Source organism: Methanohalobium evestigatum Z-7303 (assembly GCF_000196655.1).
Taxonomy (GTDB): domain Archaea; phylum Halobacteriota; class Methanosarcinia; order Methanosarcinales; family Methanosarcinaceae; genus Methanohalobium; species Methanohalobium evestigatum.
Genome location: NC_014253.1, coordinates 631,441 through 649,577, shown reverse-complemented (window position 1 = coordinate 649,577; position 18,137 = coordinate 631,441). Strand labels below are relative to the sequence as shown.

Sequence of the window (18,137 nt, the reverse complement as noted above, 5' to 3'; positions counted from 1 at the left end):
ATAGTTAAACACTATCCATTTCTTTTTTAAAGTCTTTAACCTCACTTAAAAAACTGCCTTTGCCTATTTTTTCCATCACTGAGGACAGTCTTTCTCTCTGTGGTTTATCAGCATATTTTTCATAAACTTTCATCACTCCATTAACAAAATCCACAAGTTCATCTTCACCCATCATACCCATATTTGTTGCCTCTACAATTTCTCTTCCGGATTTACCACCTACAAGAGCCATGTAACCTTCTTTTTCAATATCTCTTGCATCATTCGGGCAGGCTTTTATACATTTTCCACATCCTATACACACATTATAATTGGTATAGGAAGTTGTTCCCCTCACGCTTATAGCCTCAAGTTTACAGACATCTGCACACCGCCCACATCCATTGCAGTTATCATTTACTTTGGGATATCTTACACCATAAAATCCAATATCGTGTATATGCGGTCTCACACATTTGTTTGGGCAGCCGCTAACAGCAATTTTAAATTTATAGGGCTCAGGTTTTTCTGTGAATTCATCTTCCATCAATTCACAGATTCGTGTGGTGTTTATTAACCCACTTCCACATTCTCCTTCACCTGGACAGGCAAGAGTGGCTCTCACCAGAGGTCCTTCAGAACCGGTTAACAACCCTTTATTCTTTAATTTAAGAGCAACTTCTTCAGCATCAAAACCGCTTATATCATGAATTTCTATACCGCCTCGATTTGTCAGTTTCAATTTGCCGTTGTACTCCTCTGCTATTTTTGAAACATATTCTATTTCATCGGCTTCATACCATCCAGAGGGTTTGGCTCTTATCCGTATAAAATAGGAGTCGTCAGCTCTTTTAGAAACACCACCGTGTTCTGCAAGCCAGTAAAGTGAAACCGGTTCATTATATTCTTTCCTTCTTTTTATTTCCTTGTTGAACCTTTCTGACTTGATATTTTTTAATTTAGAAACCGCATCAAGATTTATTTCATCATGAAGTTCAATAGCGTTTTTGATATCGTCTCCTTTTTCAGTTCTTACTACTACTGTTGAATATCCATCAGAACTTCCGGCACTCCCCACAGAAACATCAGCCATATTTGCGTCAAAATCTCTGCAAACTCTGCATCCGGGAGTTATATCAATTTCATCGAGAGGGATTTTTACACTCGCATTTTTTTTATTGGAATATGCAACAAGTTTTCCTTTTAAGATATCAAATTTTTCAACATTTTCTATATCAACATTATATTTCTGCAATATGTTTTTAAGGCTGTCATATTCAAATTTTTCAGTGCAGAAAAGCCCTATTAAATACTGGATATCTGGAAGATTTGCAGGTTTTCCGTTGCTTCCGAGTTCTTCACCGTGTTTTGCAAGATATTCAAAATACTGCAATTTCCTCAATCCGTTAATTTGACACGGTAGTCCAACCACTGCAACATTTTCCAGACCCATTTCACCTGCATCCCTTAATGCATCAAGTGTTGAAATAGTGTATTTTGATTTTGCAGTGTCCATTAATCCTTTTTCATCTTTGACAACCATTGAAACCGGTTTCCAGCATTCATCACCGACAACAATTGCACCTTCTATTTTTTCATTATCCAGAAGATATTTTAAAAAAGCAGTAACAACTCCTCCATCCTGACCGTCAAAATTCCCTCTGCCTGCATAATATTCTTCTTTAAAATTTTCTCTGATACTTATCTGGTATTTTCCTGATGAAACACGGGGACAGACCTCTAAACACATTCCGTGACCTTTTCTCAGACATTCATCTTTTAATACAGGTCCATTTTTAAAGTCCAGAAGGTCGTTGGGACAGACTACTGCACATGTACCGCATCTGGCACACATTCCATTATCAACAATTTCATCTTTTAATTTCCATTCATACATGATATTTCCCCGTTATAGGATTATTTTATATTTACATTGCTTATAAAAGCCCTATATATAGCGTTTGATAAAAGTTAACTCTGTTAACTTTCCTGATGCGGAAAAAGATTAAATCTATAGTATAACCAATCAATATTCAGGTTTTCAAAGAGAAAGAATAAAAAATAATTAGCAACATAATGGTTATTTCTGTTTCAACATTTATAAATATGGATGGACTTCATTAATTCGTATCTTTAAAAATTATCGGATATAATCTATCATCAAATTAATTAGTAACAGGAAGTAACAATGCAGCTTAAAGTACAGCCTCTTAATATCAAAGTCGGGAAATATAAAGTAGTTCTTAATTCAGTCGATGCAAAAGAACTTGGTGTAAATGAAGGAGATAGAGTAAGAGTAAGAGACCATGATAGCCTTACAGCAATTGTGGATTTTACCGAAGATATGATATCTCCGGGTATGGTGGGGTTATATCATGAAGTTCAGGAAAAATTACAAAGAGAATGGACGGAAACTGTTGACATATCACCCGCTTCCATCCCCAAATCAGCACAGGTAATCAAAAAATTGATGAATAAACAAAAATTGACCCAAGAGGAAATCTACCTTCTTGTTAACGGTATAGTGGATGAAAGCCTGAGTGATATAGAATTATCTGCATTTATGACTGCTTCCTACATCAACGATATGAGCGATGATGAAACTGAATGGTTGACAAGAGCCATGATAGATACAGGTGAAAAAATAGAATTTGATACTCATCCAGTAATGGATAAACATTCCATTGGTGGGGTTCCGGGTAACAAAATATCTCTTCTTGTAGTTCCTATCGTAGCAGCTAACGGATTAATGATTCCTAAAACAAGTTCAAGAGCTATTACTGGGGCGGGTGGAACATCAGATTTGATGGAAGTTCTGGCACCCGTAGAATTCACTGCATCAGAAGTACGGTCAATGACTGAAAAGGTAGGAGGAGTTCTGGTTTGGGGTGGAGCTACGAATATAGCTCCGGCAGATGATAAACTTATACGCATTGAATATCCGCTTTCTATTGATCCTCATTGCCAGCTTCTGGCGTCTATTATGGCTAAAAAGGGTTCAGTAGGTGCAGATCAGGTTGTAATTGATATACCTACCGGTGAAGGCACTAAAATAAAAAATGTTCAAGAAGGGAGAAAGCTTGCAAGAGACCTGATAAATCTAGGGGAACGTCTGGGAATGAATATTGAATGTGCACTTACCTATGGTTCTTCCCCAGTAGGTAGGACTGTTGGACCGGCACTTGAAGTTAGAGAAGCACTCAAAGTTTTGGAATCCATGGAAGGTCCAAACAGTTTGATAGAAAAAAGTACCTCTATTGCAGGCATGCTTCTTGAGATGGGTGGTGTAGCTATCAAAGGACAGGGCAGAAAAGTAGCAGAAGATACCCTCAGAAATGGTTACGCTTTGAACAAAATGAAAGAGATTATAGACATACAGGGAGGGGATTCAAATGTAACCTCAGATGACATAAATGCCGGGGAATATACCCATAAATTAACAGCACCTACAGATGGGTATCTTATAGAATTTAATAATAAACGCCTTATTGAGATTGCAAGACTTGCTGGAGCACCAAATGATAAAGGAGCAGGTGTTTTAATACATAAAAAACGAGGAGAATCAGTGAAAAAAGACCAGGCAGTGCTGACAATCCATTCAGAGAAAGAATATAAACTTAAAAGTGCAGTAAAAAGCGCTCAGATGAATTCTCCTATTATGATAGAGGGTATGCTTCTTGAAAGAGTTCCAAGTTATAAAGAGCTGTAATTAAATTATTATTGTGATTGATTTCTATGACAGGAAAACAAATAATTGTATTGCGTCTGGGTCACCGTCCTGAAAGGGATAAAAGAATTACCACACATGTAGGTTTAACGGCAAGGGCATTTGGAGCAGAAGGTTTGTTGCTCGCATCTGATGACAGGGCTATAGCAGATAATATCGAGTCTGTAGCCAGAAGGTGGGGAGGTAATTTTTATGTAAAAAACAATGTTAACTGGAAGAAAGAAATACAATCATGGAAAAACAACGGTGGAAAAGTATGTCACCTGTCCATGTATGGTTTGAATCTTTCTGATGTTGAAAGCGATATTAAAAACTGGCATAAAATCATGATTATAGTTGGTGCAGAAAAAGTACCGCCTGAAGTTTATGACATGGCAGACTTGAATGTGGCTGTGGGTAATCAGCCTCATTCTGAAGTAGCCGCTATCTCAGTGACAATGGACAGAATTTCAGATTATGACCCGTTAAAACAGGAATTTGGAGATGCTGAATTGTCAATCGTTCCAACATCGAGAGGTAAAAAGGTGATTGATAATACAAACTCTGATAATATAAATAATAATTAACCTGTTTGGTGTTTTATAAAAAATATAACATGATAGGCAGTAAAATGACACCCATTGCGTTTGATTTTTTCACTGTCATAAAAGGAGCCATCATTCCTATGGGTGTGGCTATTATAAATATCAACAACCCATATAGTCCTGTAAACAGGAAAACAAGTAATGCAAGCCCAAGTATGACGGAGATACAAAGCTTGTAATAATCTATTTTTGACAGTATTCTGTATGCATTATTTCCAATTACAATAGTTGATAGATATGATAAAAAAGCCGCTGCCAAAATTATACAGAAAAATAAAATTACAAATTGTCCGTTTAATTGACTTGCATCAATAAGTTTATTGAATGCGACCATAGCACCGCTTCTGGTTTTTTCAATTACAACCAGTGAAAGCAATCCAAATACAGCGTTTGAAGTATTAACCCCTGATACAGAAACAATAAATTCTTTTGAAGAATCCAGTTCATCTTCTGTATTTTTATTGTTAAAATTATCCGTTATAAACAGTCGTGAAATCACAGTTGCAATCGATGAAGATATACCGGGAATCCATGCAACAATAGACCCTGCTACACTACCCATAGCAATTCCTCTTGATATTTTACTTCTTTCCAGTTTGGGTATTGAATATTTTTGAGGTGGAATGTCTGTACGCGACATAAGGCTTATTACAAGCTGTGACGCTCCAAAAAGTCCGCTTAGTAGTGGTAATAATATTGATGGTGAACCTATATCTACAACTGGTTCAATCAGATATTCGGTTTCAAAAGCAAAATATCCTAGCAACCCGCTCAATAGAAATATTACAAATGCGTAGAATTTATGTTTATACGGGACAAGTTGCCCCTGTCCTGCAACGGATTCACCTTTTTCAGTAGCAACCATGAGCAGTATAATAACAAGGAGTATCCAGCCCATATAGTTCTGAATAATCGGATACATTGTACTGAAGACACCTGCTACTGGTAGAACCAATATTAAAGAAAATATTATAGACCCGGCACTACCTATTGCAGATAACTTGATGGCTTCAGCACCAGACCCCTCAAGTGAAAGTTGATGCCCAGGAAGTACCGCCAGAGCCATATCTTCACTCGGTGCACCCAGAAATATAGAAGGGATAACATCATGAAATGTATGGGTGATGGAATTGGATGATATAATCACTGCGGCATAAATAGTAGTTATGCCATAATCAGCCATTACAGAAGACAAATATACAAGAACCATCGCAAAATTGTTGGTATGTATTCCGGGAATCAACCCTGAAATCACTCCAAGAATGTAACCTGCCAGTATAGACAACAATAGCATTGTAACCGATAAATCAGCTTGCGGAAACATCCTGACCCATTATGTGAAAAAATAAATATAATTAATACAATACTTTAGGTAAATTATTTGATGTATAAGAAAAATTTTATTTTTTAATTTTATCAGTTAAAAAGCATAGATGATATTTTTGATGAGAATTTATTTATATGAAATCTCTTTCTGGTAGAATGACATCTATGGGTAGACAATGTACAAAATGTGATAACGAATCAATAATCTATCAAAAATATTCTGGAATGCATCTTTGCAAAAAACATTTCGTGGAAGATGTGGAAAGAAAAATCAAGCTAACCATCAGAAAACATTATAACATAAACAGAAATGAAACAATAGCAATAGCTTTAAGCGGTGGCAAGGACAGTACAGTTTTACTTTATATACTAAACAAAATATTTGGAGATAGACCAGATATAAACCTTGTAGCTATTACCATCGATGAAGGGATATCTGGTTACCGTTTAGATACAATACAAAAATCAAAAGAACTTACTGATAATCTGGGTATAAAACACGTTATTCGCTCGTTTGCTGATGAATACGGAATGACACTTGATGAGCTCACACAAAAACAACGTTCATACGGAGCATGCAGTTATTGTGGAGTATTCAGGAAAAAACTTTTAAACAAAACAGCAAAGGAGGAAGGAGCAACCAGACTTGCAATAGGTCATAATCTTGATGATGAAGCTCAAACTATTCTATTAAACCATTTAAAAGGTGATATATCCCGTCTGGTACGCCTTGACCCTCCCAAGAAAATAGAAGGACTTACCCTGCGTATAAAACCTCTGCGTAGTATACCTGAAAAAGAGGTAGCACTCTATGCGATTGTCAATGAACTTCCTATGGATTTTAGTGAGTGTCCCTATGCCCACGAAGCAATAAGGGGTGAAGTGAGGGATATGCTGAATGAATTTGAATCAAAACATCCCGGAACCAAACATTCACTTTTAAGTGGATTCCAGAAATTGTTACCCATACTTGCAAAAGAATATCCTCCAGAGGAAAACAAACTTAACGAATGTAGTGTATGTGGTGATTTATGTACTGGGAGTTTATGCCAAGCGTGTAAATTACTGGGATATGAATAAATTCATTCAATGTTTTCCAATCCGCAGAATTTACATTGCGATTTTTCACATTCTTTATTATCAAATTTCCATTTTAGACCCCATTTTTTGATTTGCTGTATAATCTCAATGAAATCTTCTCCACTATCGGTAAGTGTATATTTACATTTAATAGGAATGGAGGAATCATCTACCTTTTTTCTGACTAGTCCTTGCTGTTCAAGTTCTCTTAAACGGGTTGTAAGTGTTTTCGGAGTTATATTTTGCAGCATATTTTTGAGTTCATTGAACTGTTTTTCCTCGTTTTGCCCCTTGTACAATTCCAGTAATATACAAAGGGTCCACCTCTTCCCGATAATGTCTACTGTCTTGTATAATGTGCAATCTTTCATAGTATCAACATAGAAACTGCCGATTATATAAATAAGTATCCATATTATACTAAATATCATAAAGATACCAAAAATGGAGGTACAAAATAATGTTCTGTTACCAATGTGAAGAAACAGCAAAAGGCGAAGGATGTACGAAAAAAGGAGTCTGTGGTAAATCTAACGAAGTGGCAAATCTTCAGGATGAGTTAATGTATGTGCTTAAAGGTATTGCTTTCTACAATACCAAAGCAAGAGAGCACGGACTCAATGATGAAAAAACTGACAGATTTATGCTGGATGCACTGTTTGCGACAGTGACCAATGTAAATTTCAGTGCTGATGATTTTAGAGATATGATAAACGACGCGTTTTCAATACGCGACCAGGTAAAGGATAAGCTTGTTCAAAACAACATAGATCCTGTTGAAGGTCGAGATATCTCTTTGACAGACCAGATTAAGAGCAAACTTCTTCATAAAAACACTATCGATGGAAGCAGTTCGCCAGATATTGCAACAGTTACATCGCAAAATCTTGACAATAATGAAAATATCGGTGTTCTGGCTACAAAAGATGAGGATGTTAGATCATTAAGAGAACTGCTGACCTATGGTATGAAAGGTATGGCTGCCTATGCCCATCATGCCCATGTACTTGGTTACAGTGATGATGAGATATTCAAATTTATGGAAAGAGGATTACTGGCAACAGTAGATGATAACCTTTCTGCAGATGATTTGACCAATCTGGTGCTTGAATGTGGAAGTATTGGTGTAAAAACAATGTCCATACTCGATGAGGCACACACAAGCAATTATGGAAACCCAGAACCAACTGAAATCAATCTTGGAGTAAGAGATAATCCGGGAATTCTAATAAGCGGTCATGATATGAAGGATATGGAACAGCTCCTAAAACAGACTGAAGGTACAGGGGTTGATGTCTATACCCACGGTGAGATGCTCCCTGCAAATGCTTACCCTGAGTTTAAAAAATACGACCATTTTGTAGGAAACTATGGTGGTTCATGGTGGAAACAGAAAGAAGAGTTTGAGAAATTCAATGGTCCCATTCTGATGACCACAAACTGTATCGTGCCGCCTAAGGACACATACATCAACAGACTGTACACCACAAGTATTGTAGGATATGATGGAGCAACACATATCAAAGCCGATGAAAACGGAAACAAAGATTTCTCACAGATAATAGAACAGGCGAAAAACACCAATCCACCACAGCAGCTGGAAGAAGGCAAAATCATGGGTGGGTTTGCCCACAATGCCGCTTTGTCTGTTGCTGATAAAATTGTAGATGCAGTTAAAAACGGTCAGATTTCAAGGTTTGTGGTAATGGCTGGTTGTGACGGTCGCAAAAAGGAGAGAGAATACTACACCGATTTTGCGAAACAACTTCCTGAAGACACTGTTATATTGACAGCCGGATGTGCCAAGTACCGCTACAATAAACTTGACCTTGGAGAAATAGGTGGAATACCAAGGATACTGGATGCAGGTCAGTGTAATGATTCCTATTCACTCGTGGTTATTGCCCAGAAACTGGCAGAAGCCTTTGAACTTGATGATATCAATGAACTGCCTGTGTCCTATAATATAGCATGGTATGAGCAAAAGGCTGTACTTGTACTGCTTTCACTCCTGAGTCTTGGTGTAAAGAATATAACACTTGGTCCAAGTCTGCCAGCTTTTGTGTCACCAAATATGCTCAATGTACTGGTGGATAAATTCAATATCGCACCTAATTCAACTGTAGAAGAAGATATGGAAAAACTGCTCTAAATTTCATATCTTTTTTTATTTTAAAATTCATACATATAAATAGAGGTAAAATATGCAGATAACTAATGTAGAATCACAACCTGTACAGAAAAATCCTCATGGTGTGAATGCAAGAAAATTGTATGACATGGATCATGGTCAAGCGGTTCATATAGAATTAAAACCAGGAGAAAGTTTAAGGAAACATATTACACCTGTTGATGTTTTCTTTTATGTACTTGAGGGGACTGCAACAATCGAGATAGGTGAGGAAACTGAAGATGTAGAAAAGGATAATCTGGTAGAAAGCCCGGCAAAAATACCACACAGGGTGATGAACAATGGCGAAAGTAATGTAAGGTTCATTGTTGTAAAGATGCCAAAGCCTACAGAATCCACTCAATTGCTGTAATAACTCATTTATAATAATGGAAGGTAGAAAACCCTGATGTCTTCAGCATCAGGGCTGAATACCGTCCAATATATAACGTAACATATAAATAATGTTAAATCATAATAATTATGGTATGTTAAAAGCTTACAAGTATCGTATGTATCCAAACCAAATCCAACAGGAGTTAATCGCAAAACATATAGGAGCTTGTAGGTTCATATACAACTGGGCATTGGAGAACAAAATCAAATCTTATGAGCAGGATGGTAAAGCAATATCAAGATTTGAATTGAACAAACAGATAAGGGTATTAAAAGAAGATCATGAATGGTTGAAAGAGATTAACTCACAATCATTACAGGGAGCTACTCTTAACCTGGAAAATGCTTTTACCAAATTTTTCAGAGAAAAATCAGGTTTTCCAAAGTTTAAATCCAAGAAAAACCCAGTACAATCGTTTTCTGTTCCTCAGTATTATAAAGTCGATTTTGGTAATAATAAAGTATACATACCTAAAATCGGCTGGATAAAAACAAGGCTTCATAGAAGTTTTGATGGTAAACAAAGGACTGCGACTATAACAAGAACACCGACAGGAAAATATTATATCAGTATTTTAGTCGATGACGACAAACAATTACCACAAAAACAGACATTCTACGAAGTTAATACAGTAGGAGTCGATGTAGGAATCAAGGATTTCGCTGTAACATCCGACGGTGAAAAAATCGATAATCCAAGATACCTGAAAAATTCAATTGAAAGATTGAAGGTATTACAGAAAAGGCTCAGCAGAAAAAAGAAGGGTTCTAACAATTACAGGAAACTGAAACATCAGATAGCAAAATATCATGAGAAAATTGCTAATCAGAGAGAAGATTTCCAGCATAAATTAAGTTCCAGGTTGATAAGCGAGAACCAAGCTGTAGCACTGGAATGTTTGAATGTAAAAGGACTGCTGAAAAATCATAATCTGGCACAGCATATAACCGATGCTTCATGGAGTAGTTTTGTTCAGAAATTAGAGTATAAAGCAGAATGGTACGGTAAAAATATCATCAAGATAGGACGATTCGACCCATCAAGCAAAATCTGTCATGTATGTGGATATTATCATCAGGATTTAGAACTTAAAGACAGAGAATGGGAATGTCCTGACTGTAAAACGATACATGATAGGGACATCAACGCATCAGTTAACATTAAAAAATTCGCACTGGATAAACAGAATCTAATAGGCATCAATTCACCTTCGGGATGAGGGGTAGAGCCTGTGGACTTGTTCCCATAAGGGAAAAGGATGAAACAGGAAGCACTTTAAATCATAGATTTAAAGTTATCCTTAAATTTTTAATTTAAGGAGCCACTTGGTCTTTAGCCAAGTGGTAGTTCACTTGAAATCCGAAAGTGACAATTTTAAATACGCCAGAAGACTTGGTGTAGGTTCATTTATAGAAAATACCTATTATCTTACTGTAAACGCGAATACAACTTCTGGAATTTATCCTCTGGAGTTTGAAGTATATAAAGATGGGATAATTTTCAAACCGGTGGATAATACTGTTGATATAAAAGTGATAGGCAAACCCGATATTGTTCTTGAGTCCAGAGATACGAATATTAATGTATCACCTGGAAATAATATTTTGCATACTTTCAATATCCAAAATATTGGTACAGGAGTTGCCAGAAATCTGAAAATCATCCCCGAATCTGATAAAATTATGATGTCAGGTTCTAATATCAAACTTTTAGATAATCTGTATCCACAAAAACAGAAAGACTTTACACTTAATTTTATGGTGAGCAAAAACCTCGATCCAGATACCTACAGATTTCCAGTAAAGGTTAGATATCTTGATGAACGGGGCAATAATTATACTTCCAGATTTAGTTTGGGTGTTAACCTGCTGGATGAAGCACAGGTCGGAATCCAGAATTTAAAAATATCACCTACAAAACCCATGTCGGGAGAACAAATACGTGTAGAAGGTGTTCTTGAAAACACGGGTGTGGGTGAAGCGAATAATGTTACTGTAGAATTAATAACTGAACAAAACACTTACAAGACATTTTTAGGGCAATTAAAATCAGATGATGATACACCTTTCTTTATTAATTTTTATCCAGAAACAATTGGGTCTATAAACCCAGTACTTAAAATATCCTATACCGATGATTTCGGTAGCTATGAAAGCACCGTCTTGCTAAACGTAAATGTAAGCAGGAACAACCGAGTAGTTCTTTTAGCGGTTGGTTTTTTGATAGTTGCAGGAGTGGTTTTAACTTATATTGTCTATAGAAAAAGGAAGGCTCATGGGGATGAAACTCAACAAAAGTGATTTTAAGGTAATGAGTTTCCTGGCTTATAAAAATATTTTCAAGAGCAAGGTCACTTTTGCAGTTATTATTCTGGTTTTGGCAATGAGTTTTTTATCAGTTACCTTCTTTGCATCAATTATAGATGGTCTTGGTTATGAATTTGAAGAAAAGATGATATCAGGTTCAACCGGTCATCTCATGGTAGAACCCGGTGATGATGAAACCTATATAACCGGTTCAAAGGAACTGGCAAGGGATATAAACCGAATACCAGGAGTTGTAGGTACAGCAAGGCGATTACAAACAACTTCAGTAGCAGAACATGAGGATATAAATCTTGGTACACAGACCATTTTTATTGAGCCCGCATATGAAAAAAGTGTATCCAATTACCACTTATCAATTGTTGAAGGTTCGTATCTTACAGATAACAGCGATAAAGAGGTTCTTATAGGTGCAAATCTGGTAGAATCATATGCTGATGAAGATGATACTAGAAAAAGGCTTGATGTAGAGGTAGGTGATGAATTATCGTTAAGTTTTAGAAATGGTGTGGTAAAGAAATATGAGGTGATAGGTGTCTATGAAACTGGATTCAGGTTTGTTGATGAACAACTGATACTTGATTACGACCAGTATTTTACCATATTTCCGGGGGTAAGTAATGCGGCTGATAAAATATTAGTAAGGCTACCGGATAGAGAAAGCACCGCATTTTACAAAAACAAAATCAAATATGACCTTGGAGTTAGTGAGCAGGTCAACCCATGGCAGACCAAAATGGGAACAATAAAGCAGTTTGTAGGCAGTCTTCAAATAACAAACCGTATAACTGGTGTAGTGGGGTTATTAATAGCATTTGCTACCATTTATATCATAATTTTTATAAATGTTACAAGCAAAAGGTCACAAATCGGAGTGCTTAAAGCAATAGGCATTAAAAAAGAAATAATTCTTGGTTCTTATATTATTCAATCTTTAAGTTATGGTGTTATAGGGGTAGCCATAGGTAATGTGATTATGCAGTTGTTGTTATGGTTTATGAGTATGTATCCATTGGAAGTGCCGATAGGTGAAGTTGTACCAATTCTTACCAATCAACGGATTATATCAACTTCTATTACAATTGCCATGGCTTCTGTTATAGCTGGATATTTCCCATCAAACAGGGCAGCTAAAGAAAATATACTGGATGCAATTTTTGGTAGGTAATTATAGGTGGGTTATATGAACGATTACAGGATAATATAGACTGAAAACCTAGAGGGTATTTGGAACAGGTTCTGTCAAAACTTATGCGTTAAGGGGAGTTAATATATCCATCTTCAGGGGTGAATTTGTGGCAATAATGGGTCCAAGTGGGAGTGGTAAAAGCACTTTACTGCATCTTCTGGGTCTTTTGGATGACTTTACAGAAGGAAATGTCATCATTGATGGTAATGAAGTGGTTAATTTAACTGAAGAAATGAAAACCAAATTCAGACTTGAAAATATAAAGTATTAACCCAGTTCTATTAAAATAGTGAATCTAAAGTCTTCAGGTATATTATTTTGATTTCTTGTTCCTGCATCATCTCACCTAAAAATAGAACAACATACCACCAATAAACCATTATAATACAATTAAAAAATTTAACAAAAAAATAATAATATGAATTATATTGAATAAATTAATTAAAAAACCACTGTGTGATGTATATGAAAATTAGAGTGATAAGTACAAAAGATGATATCGATAATTTAAATGAAAACGAAGAAATGGTCCATTTGGCATTCAGGCCATCGGATGAAGACCTTTTATCAATAATAAATAAAAGTCCAAATATCAAGGTTGTCCAGGTGCCCACCTCATATATGAGAAGTTTGTCAAAGTCTGCCAAAATGTTTCTCGATTTGCGAAACATTACATTGTTAGAGGGCGATGTGTGGGGTCATAGGAAAGATATAAACGAGTACTATGAAATTCCAAATGGCGTTTATAAAAGGATTAATGAGTTGATGGATGAAGGATTCTCTAAGGATGAAATCATTGATAAAGTGGATAAAGAAACAAAATTAGAACCAGAGTTTATCAGGTTCTTAATCGAACAAAAATACCAGTAAAATTATATACCATATATCAAGTCTAGACAATTTGAGTGTGGAACTATTATTTTTGATAAAGATTTACCTGTCCGACCGTGACAACCCCAAATCACACTGATCGGACAGATATCTTTAGACTATTTTAAACCACATCTCCCGATGGTTGAACCCCACTCAACCATTAAATCGCTCGTCCGCTACTTCTAGACAGATGTAGAGTTTCCCTCATCCTCTACGTCTGCTGTCAATCCTTTACTATGGAATTATAAATATTTATAATAAATGATGCTTTTAATTTTCCAGCGTTAAATACTATAAAAGCGTTAAAATTTTCAACGCCGTTGTTTTTTGAGTAGTTCAGCTAAATCTTATTATTTGAACCATTACAAAATTTTAAATAACTTACAATATATATTATTGATTGAACCCTATAGATATCCAGGAAGGGAGCATCATAGAAACATCCGGTTATAAGAGAGTTTATCTCATAAATACTTCTGATATTGACTCTATAAGGATACCTATCTGGTATTTGAGAGATAACAGAATATTACTTCCTGAAAGAACTCATTTACTTCATGAAACAAATGACTCTTTTTTGCTACTTGATTCTTTTAATGTTAGTGTCTGGATACCTAAAAATGTTGTAGAGGTAGTATCTGGATTTGAATAAAAAATTTAATATATTAATATATATTAATTGTAGCTTAATTAAAAACATAGATTATATATGTAATATACCCTTGATTTTATTAGGGGGAGGGGATGATTATTGCAAAAACCCATAAACTACATTACGGTGTTGGTTGAAAAGACACCTGAATACGAATTACGCTTTAGGATAAAGAAGGATTATCTGGAACAAAACAATATTGAATTCAGTCATACATCCAAGGTCCTTAATGAAATCGATGACGAATACTTGATGCTGGATTCACATCGACAGGGAGTGTGGATTCCAAAAGAAATAATTGAATGTGAAAAAGTGATGATTGATAAGAAGTTAGATGCAGATGGCAATACACTAAAATAATTAATCAATTATCTGATTTAACGATATCAGTTTTACATGCTCTTTTTCTTAAAAACTAATTATAGCGGTATAGAGGTAGGTATAACCTACCTCCCACGGAGTTATCCAATTTGCTCAATCTATTGGACAACCATGACAATTCCATCTACCTATTTAAGTTTTAATATTTACACAAACAAGGTCAAAATTCCTTGTTTTTTATAAATGTAAAAAAGTAATCGATTATTTCTCTGCATGTCGTTTTTGTGGTCAACCATTTAAAAATGGTATTACTTTCACACTGCTTGGCTCTTGTTTAAATATTAAGAAGTCATATTAGGGTATTGGTGATAGAAATGGACGAATATTTCGAGGAATTGTTCCAGAGAGCCAAGTATTACGAGCAGTTTGAAGACATCGATAGGAAGCTGTATCTGAAATAATAATAGAAGAGGCTGGCCACCTAAGCATTCATCCCCTCTCTTTCCCTCTGCCAGCCTCTTCTCCTTTCTTTCTATTATCAATTTGTACAAGGGTGTTTTCTATGGATATTGTAATAACTCACGACCGGACAGGCAATAACCGGGATATAATGGGCAAGAAACTGATGATCTCGGATGAACTCGCCAGTGAGAAGGGTATCGACAGGCAGATATGTTCGGCTGAAATAGTAAAAGAGAGCAGTTCATCGTATCAGCTGCAGGTGGCAAAAATCGAGGACAACTATCACTGGATACCAAAATCAAAGGTAGTGATTTCGGCTTTCCACAGGAGCGACCTATTCTTCATGGACGACAGGGTGTTCGAGCTGTATCATGAGGTTAATAGTTGGAGGAAAAATCAGAAAGAAACCGGTGTATTAACTACCATTGATGCAGTAGAATACTCACAGATGGTCGGAGATTCTTATGATAATGTCAATCTGGTAATTACAACGGGTAATGCGGTTTCATGGCCTAATGAGGTCCCTGTCGCAACGATGCTGGAGATGTATGATAAGTTCTGGATGAAAACTGAATACAGTTACCTGTGATGTGATAATCGATTATATTTTTATGTTTTCATTCCTATAAAATAAAATACAATATAAAGTAACCAGATGTGTATAGATATAATGGTGAAGCTTTTAAATTATCAGAAATATTATAGAAATACTTACTATTATAATTGACAGCATAAGAAGTGCTGATATAACAACAAAGGTCATCAGGAACATTGATATGCAAAACGAGATTAGTAAATTATCTAAAAATATGGCTACTGCAAAACCATTCTTAAAATGGGCTGGTGGGAAAAAACAGCTTATCGAAGAATTTGAAAAGCGATTTCCGGATGATTTAGATACAGTTAAACTGAAAAAGTACGTAGAACCTTTTGTTGGCGGTGGCGCAGTATTCTTTCATGTAATTCAGAATTATGATTTTAAAGAATGCCATATTTATGATTTGAATGAAGAGCTAATCCTTGCCTACAGGGTAGTAAAAAACGATGTAGAATATTTGATAAAACGTCTGAAAACACTGCAATCTGAATACCTTGCACTTGACCACAGCAATAGAAAGGAATTTTATTACAGCATCAGAAAAAGTTTCAATAAAAACAAACCAGATATCGATTTTAGCACATACAGTAATAAATGGGTTGAAAGAGCTGCACAATTGATATTCCTTAATAAAACCTGTTACAATGGTTTATTCAGAGTTAATTCAAAGGGAGAATTTAATGTTCCTATAGGAAGTCATAAAAACCCTACAATACTGGATGATGAAAACTTAAGAAGTGTTTCCAGAGTTCTCCAGGGTGTTTATATACATCTGGGTGATTTTTCTGATTGTGAGCCTGTTGTTGACAGTAATACTTTTGTATATATTGATCCTCCTTACCGGCCCTTGAACCAGACATCCAGTTTTAATTCTTACTCCAAGGACTGTTTTGATGATAATGAACAATACAGGCTGTGCAGATTTTATCACAGATTGGACTCCATGGGTTCAAAAATAATGCTGAGCAATTCGGACCCCAAAAATGAAAATCCAGATGATGATTTCTTTGACAACCTTTATACAGACTATAATATTGAAAGAGTTAAAGCCACCAGGATGATTAATTGTAACGGTAAAAAACGCGGTTCCATTAACGAATTGATAATCACAAATTACGATTATTATGTCTAAGGCTAAGAATAACTTAAATGATGATGCGTGGGAGAAAGTTTTTAAAAATCTGGATTTGAAAAACGATTTAGCCAACCATGGATTTGCCTATGTATCAGCAGAGGATCTGAAGCAATACGGAGACCGTGAACCCCGGTTAATGGCAAAATTTGATACGAAAGAATCAAGACCTGAGCTATTCAAAAAAGAAAATCTAAGCATATTACCGGTGTCCAACGGATATTATATTGTTTTTAAAGATTATAATCTGGATAGCTATTTTGATTTCAATTCTATTTTGGACAGTCTTGTTATTCAGGAACATAGACCTGGTCTTGACTTAAGCAATTTCCAGACACTTCCAAAAGACAATAATTATAGTGAATCCCAGGCAATAGATTATGCATATCTGGCCTCTGTTTTGAGAACGTTTACCAATGAAAGGGATCTTTATCTTACAATAAGAGGTAGATTAAGATCCGGACAATTTCAATTTAATCTACCAAATCACAATCATACAGTAAATGTATCAGGTGTACAAATTGAACTGGATGCCGGTTATGAAAGTCCTGGTGATATTTACCTGATTGAAGCAAAAGTTGGTAAACGGGATAATTTCCATATAAGGCAGCTTTATTATCCCTACAGGGAATGGTTGGAAAAAACATCAAAGAATGTTGTTCCCATATTTTTTACATATACCAACGGGTTATTTTATCTTACCAAATTCGAATTCGGAAATAATTTCGGAGACCTGAGAATAGTTGATAAAAACTGCTATACTGTCAATGATAACCCGTATTTATCAGTTGATTTGGATTATTTATTGAATAATACCAAGGTTGAATGTGAACCGTCCTCTGTACCGTATCCACAGGCCAATGATGTTGATAAAATAATTGATGTAGTCAAAAATATTGAAAACGGATATAACAACAAATTTTTAATTGCTTCCTATTTTGAATTTCGAGAAAGACAGGGAGATTACTATGCAAATGCAGCCAGATATCTTGGTTTTCTTACAAAAACTAATAATGGCGAATTTAGGTTAACTGAAACCGGGAAAAAGCTGGCTCATTCTGTATATCGGTCAGAAAGAAACTACATATTTTTACAGCAGTTGTTAAAAAGACCCACTTTCCATGAAATTATAATATCTTTGAAAGATTATGATTTTGAACTTAGTAATCTGGATGATAATCTAATATCTTCCATTATATCCAAGCATACATCTCTTACATCCGGTACACCAAAAAGAAGAGCTTCAACCGTCAAAAGCTGGTTGAAGTGGATAGTTAAAAATGTGCATATAAAGTAATAAGAGTAATAGGTAGTTTTTGTAAA

The 18,137-nt window shown here is 35.5% G+C and carries 17 protein-coding genes and 1 pseudogene; 15 read left to right on the top strand and 3 right to left on the bottom strand.

Annotation, left to right across the window (positions count from 1 at the left end; genetic code table 11):
• Window positions 1–4: 4 nt before the first annotated feature.
• The gene (locus METEV_RS03375) at window positions 5–1,876 is read right to left on the bottom strand and encodes a Coenzyme F420 hydrogenase/dehydrogenase, beta subunit C-terminal domain (RefSeq protein ID WP_013194157.1); all 1,872 of its coding nucleotides are present in this window, start codon (window positions 1,874–1,876) and stop codon (window positions 5–7) included.
• Window positions 1,877–2,167: 291 nt separating this feature from the next.
• Between METEV_RS03375 and METEV_RS03370 the strand changes: the two genes are divergently transcribed.
• On the top strand, window positions 2,168–3,688 hold the full coding sequence (locus METEV_RS03370) for an AMP phosphorylase (RefSeq protein ID WP_013194156.1): 1,521 nt from the start codon (window positions 2,168–2,170) through the stop codon (window positions 3,686–3,688).
• A gap of 26 nt (window positions 3,689–3,714) precedes the next feature.
• Window positions 3,715–4,272 (top strand): tRNA (cytidine(56)-2'-O)-methyltransferase, encoded by a 558-nt coding sequence (locus METEV_RS03365; protein WP_013194155.1) that lies wholly within the window; start codon window positions 3,715–3,717, stop codon window positions 4,270–4,272.
• A 13-nt stretch (window positions 4,273–4,285) separates the two neighbouring features.
• Here METEV_RS03365 and METEV_RS03360 read toward each other — a convergent pair whose 3' ends face one another.
• Window positions 4,286–5,614: a tripartite tricarboxylate transporter permease gene (locus METEV_RS03360; protein ID WP_013194154.1), complete on the bottom strand. Its 1,329-nt coding sequence runs from the start codon at window positions 5,612–5,614 to the stop codon at window positions 4,286–4,288.
• A gap of 137 nt (window positions 5,615–5,751) precedes the next feature.
• Between METEV_RS03360 and METEV_RS03355 the strand changes: the two genes are divergently transcribed.
• Window positions 5,752–6,696, top strand: coding sequence for a TIGR00269 family protein (locus METEV_RS03355; RefSeq protein ID WP_013194153.1), 945 nt, complete (start codon window positions 5,752–5,754; stop codon window positions 6,694–6,696).
• Window positions 6,697–6,698: 2 nt separating this feature from the next.
• On the opposite strand, the gene METEV_RS03350 is transcribed toward METEV_RS03355, so the two are convergent.
• Window positions 6,699–7,067, bottom strand: coding sequence for a winged helix-turn-helix transcriptional regulator (locus METEV_RS03350; protein ID WP_049891251.1), 369 nt, complete (start codon window positions 7,065–7,067; stop codon window positions 6,699–6,701).
• Between the two features lie 89 nt (window positions 7,068–7,156).
• Here METEV_RS03350 and hcp point away from each other — a divergent pair, with 89 nt between their 5' ends.
• The 12 genes and pseudogenes from hcp (at window position 7,157) to METEV_RS03295 (ending at window position 18,111) form a co-directional block, all read left to right on the top strand.
• Window positions 7,157–8,848 carry a hydroxylamine reductase gene (hcp, locus tag METEV_RS03345; RefSeq protein ID WP_013194151.1) on the top strand — a complete coding sequence of 564 codons (1,692 nt, stop codon included), beginning with the start codon at window positions 7,157–7,159 and terminating at the stop codon, window positions 8,846–8,848.
• 52 nt (window positions 8,849–8,900) lie between these two features.
• Entirely contained in the window at window positions 8,901–9,239 is a 339-nt protein-coding gene (locus METEV_RS03340; RefSeq protein WP_013194150.1) for a cupin domain-containing protein, read from the top strand.
• Window positions 9,240–9,354: 115 nt separating this feature from the next.
• Window positions 9,355–10,482 (top strand): IS200/IS605 family element RNA-guided endonuclease TnpB, encoded by a 1,128-nt coding sequence (gene tnpB, locus METEV_RS03335; protein WP_049891250.1) that lies wholly within the window; start codon window positions 9,355–9,357, stop codon window positions 10,480–10,482.
• A gap of 133 nt (window positions 10,483–10,615) precedes the next feature.
• The gene (locus tag METEV_RS03330) at window positions 10,616–11,563 is read left to right on the top strand and encodes a COG1361 S-layer family protein (RefSeq protein WP_049890917.1); all 948 of its coding nucleotides are present in this window, start codon (window positions 10,616–10,618) and stop codon (window positions 11,561–11,563) included.
• On the top strand, window positions 11,514–12,755 hold the full coding sequence (locus METEV_RS03325) for an ABC transporter permease (RefSeq protein ID WP_232216879.1): 1,242 nt from the start codon (window positions 11,514–11,516) through the stop codon (window positions 12,753–12,755). Before METEV_RS03330 ends, METEV_RS03325 begins: the two co-directional genes overlap by 50 nt.
• 100 nt (window positions 12,756–12,855) lie before the next feature.
• Window positions 12,856–13,047, top strand: a pseudogene (locus METEV_RS11960) (ATP-binding cassette domain-containing protein); the annotation flags it as partial.
• Window positions 13,048–13,241: 194 nt separating this feature from the next.
• Entirely contained in the window at window positions 13,242–13,646 is a 405-nt protein-coding gene (locus METEV_RS03320) for a DUF1699 family protein (protein WP_013194147.1), read from the top strand.
• A gap of 403 nt (window positions 13,647–14,049) precedes the next feature.
• A complete protein-coding gene (locus tag METEV_RS03315) occupies window positions 14,050–14,301 on the top strand; it encodes a hypothetical protein (RefSeq protein WP_013194146.1) in 252 nt (83 codons plus the stop codon).
• 99 nt (window positions 14,302–14,400) lie between these two features.
• A complete protein-coding gene (locus METEV_RS03310) occupies window positions 14,401–14,661 on the top strand; it encodes a hypothetical protein (protein ID WP_013194145.1) in 261 nt (86 codons plus the stop codon).
• A 523-nt stretch (window positions 14,662–15,184) separates the two neighbouring features.
• On the top strand, window positions 15,185–15,673 hold the full coding sequence (locus METEV_RS03305; RefSeq protein WP_013194144.1) for a hypothetical protein: 489 nt from the start codon (window positions 15,185–15,187) through the stop codon (window positions 15,671–15,673).
• Between the two features lie 187 nt (window positions 15,674–15,860).
• Window positions 15,861–16,814, top strand: a complete 954-nt coding sequence (locus METEV_RS03300; RefSeq protein WP_013194143.1) for a DNA adenine methylase — start codon at window positions 15,861–15,863, stop codon at window positions 16,812–16,814.
• Window positions 16,807–18,111: a type II restriction enzyme gene (locus tag METEV_RS03295; RefSeq protein WP_013194142.1), complete on the top strand. Its 1,305-nt coding sequence runs from the start codon at window positions 16,807–16,809 to the stop codon at window positions 18,109–18,111. The genes METEV_RS03300 and METEV_RS03295 overlap by 8 nt, the downstream gene beginning before the upstream one ends.
• Window positions 18,112–18,137 lie beyond the last annotated feature (26 nt).

Excerpts from the sequence above, each read along its gene's own strand:
- hcp (WP_013194151.1), top strand. The coding sequence starts at position 7,157 with ATGTTCTGTTACCAATGTGAAGAAACAGCAAAAGGCGAAGGATGTACG.
- tnpB (WP_049891250.1), top strand. The coding sequence starts at position 9,355 with ATGTTAAAAGCTTACAAGTATCGTATGTATCCAAACCAAATCCAACAG.
- METEV_RS03355 (WP_013194153.1), top strand. The coding sequence starts at position 5,752 with ATGAAATCTCTTTCTGGTAGAATGACATCTATGGGTAGACAATGTACA.
- METEV_RS03320 (WP_013194147.1), top strand. The coding sequence starts at position 13,242 with ATGAAAATTAGAGTGATAAGTACAAAAGATGATATCGATAATTTAAAT.
- METEV_RS03360 (WP_013194154.1), bottom strand. The coding sequence starts at position 5,614 with ATGTTTCCGCAAGCTGATTTATCGGTTACAATGCTATTGTTGTCTATA.
- METEV_RS03370 (WP_013194156.1), top strand. The coding sequence starts at position 2,168 with ATGCAGCTTAAAGTACAGCCTCTTAATATCAAAGTCGGGAAATATAAA.
- METEV_RS03350 (WP_049891251.1), bottom strand. The coding sequence starts at position 7,067 with ATGAAAGATTGCACATTATACAAGACAGTAGACATTATCGGGAAGAGG.
- METEV_RS03295 (WP_013194142.1), top strand. The coding sequence starts at position 16,807 with ATGTCTAAGGCTAAGAATAACTTAAATGATGATGCGTGGGAGAAAGTT.
- METEV_RS03365 (WP_013194155.1), top strand. The coding sequence starts at position 3,715 with ATGACAGGAAAACAAATAATTGTATTGCGTCTGGGTCACCGTCCTGAA.
- METEV_RS03375 (WP_013194157.1), bottom strand. The coding sequence starts at position 1,876 with ATGTATGAATGGAAATTAAAAGATGAAATTGTTGATAATGGAATGTGT.
- METEV_RS03305 (WP_013194144.1), top strand. The coding sequence starts at position 15,185 with ATGGATATTGTAATAACTCACGACCGGACAGGCAATAACCGGGATATA.
- METEV_RS03300 (WP_013194143.1), top strand. The coding sequence starts at position 15,861 with ATGCAAAACGAGATTAGTAAATTATCTAAAAATATGGCTACTGCAAAA.
- METEV_RS03340 (WP_013194150.1), top strand. The coding sequence starts at position 8,901 with ATGCAGATAACTAATGTAGAATCACAACCTGTACAGAAAAATCCTCAT.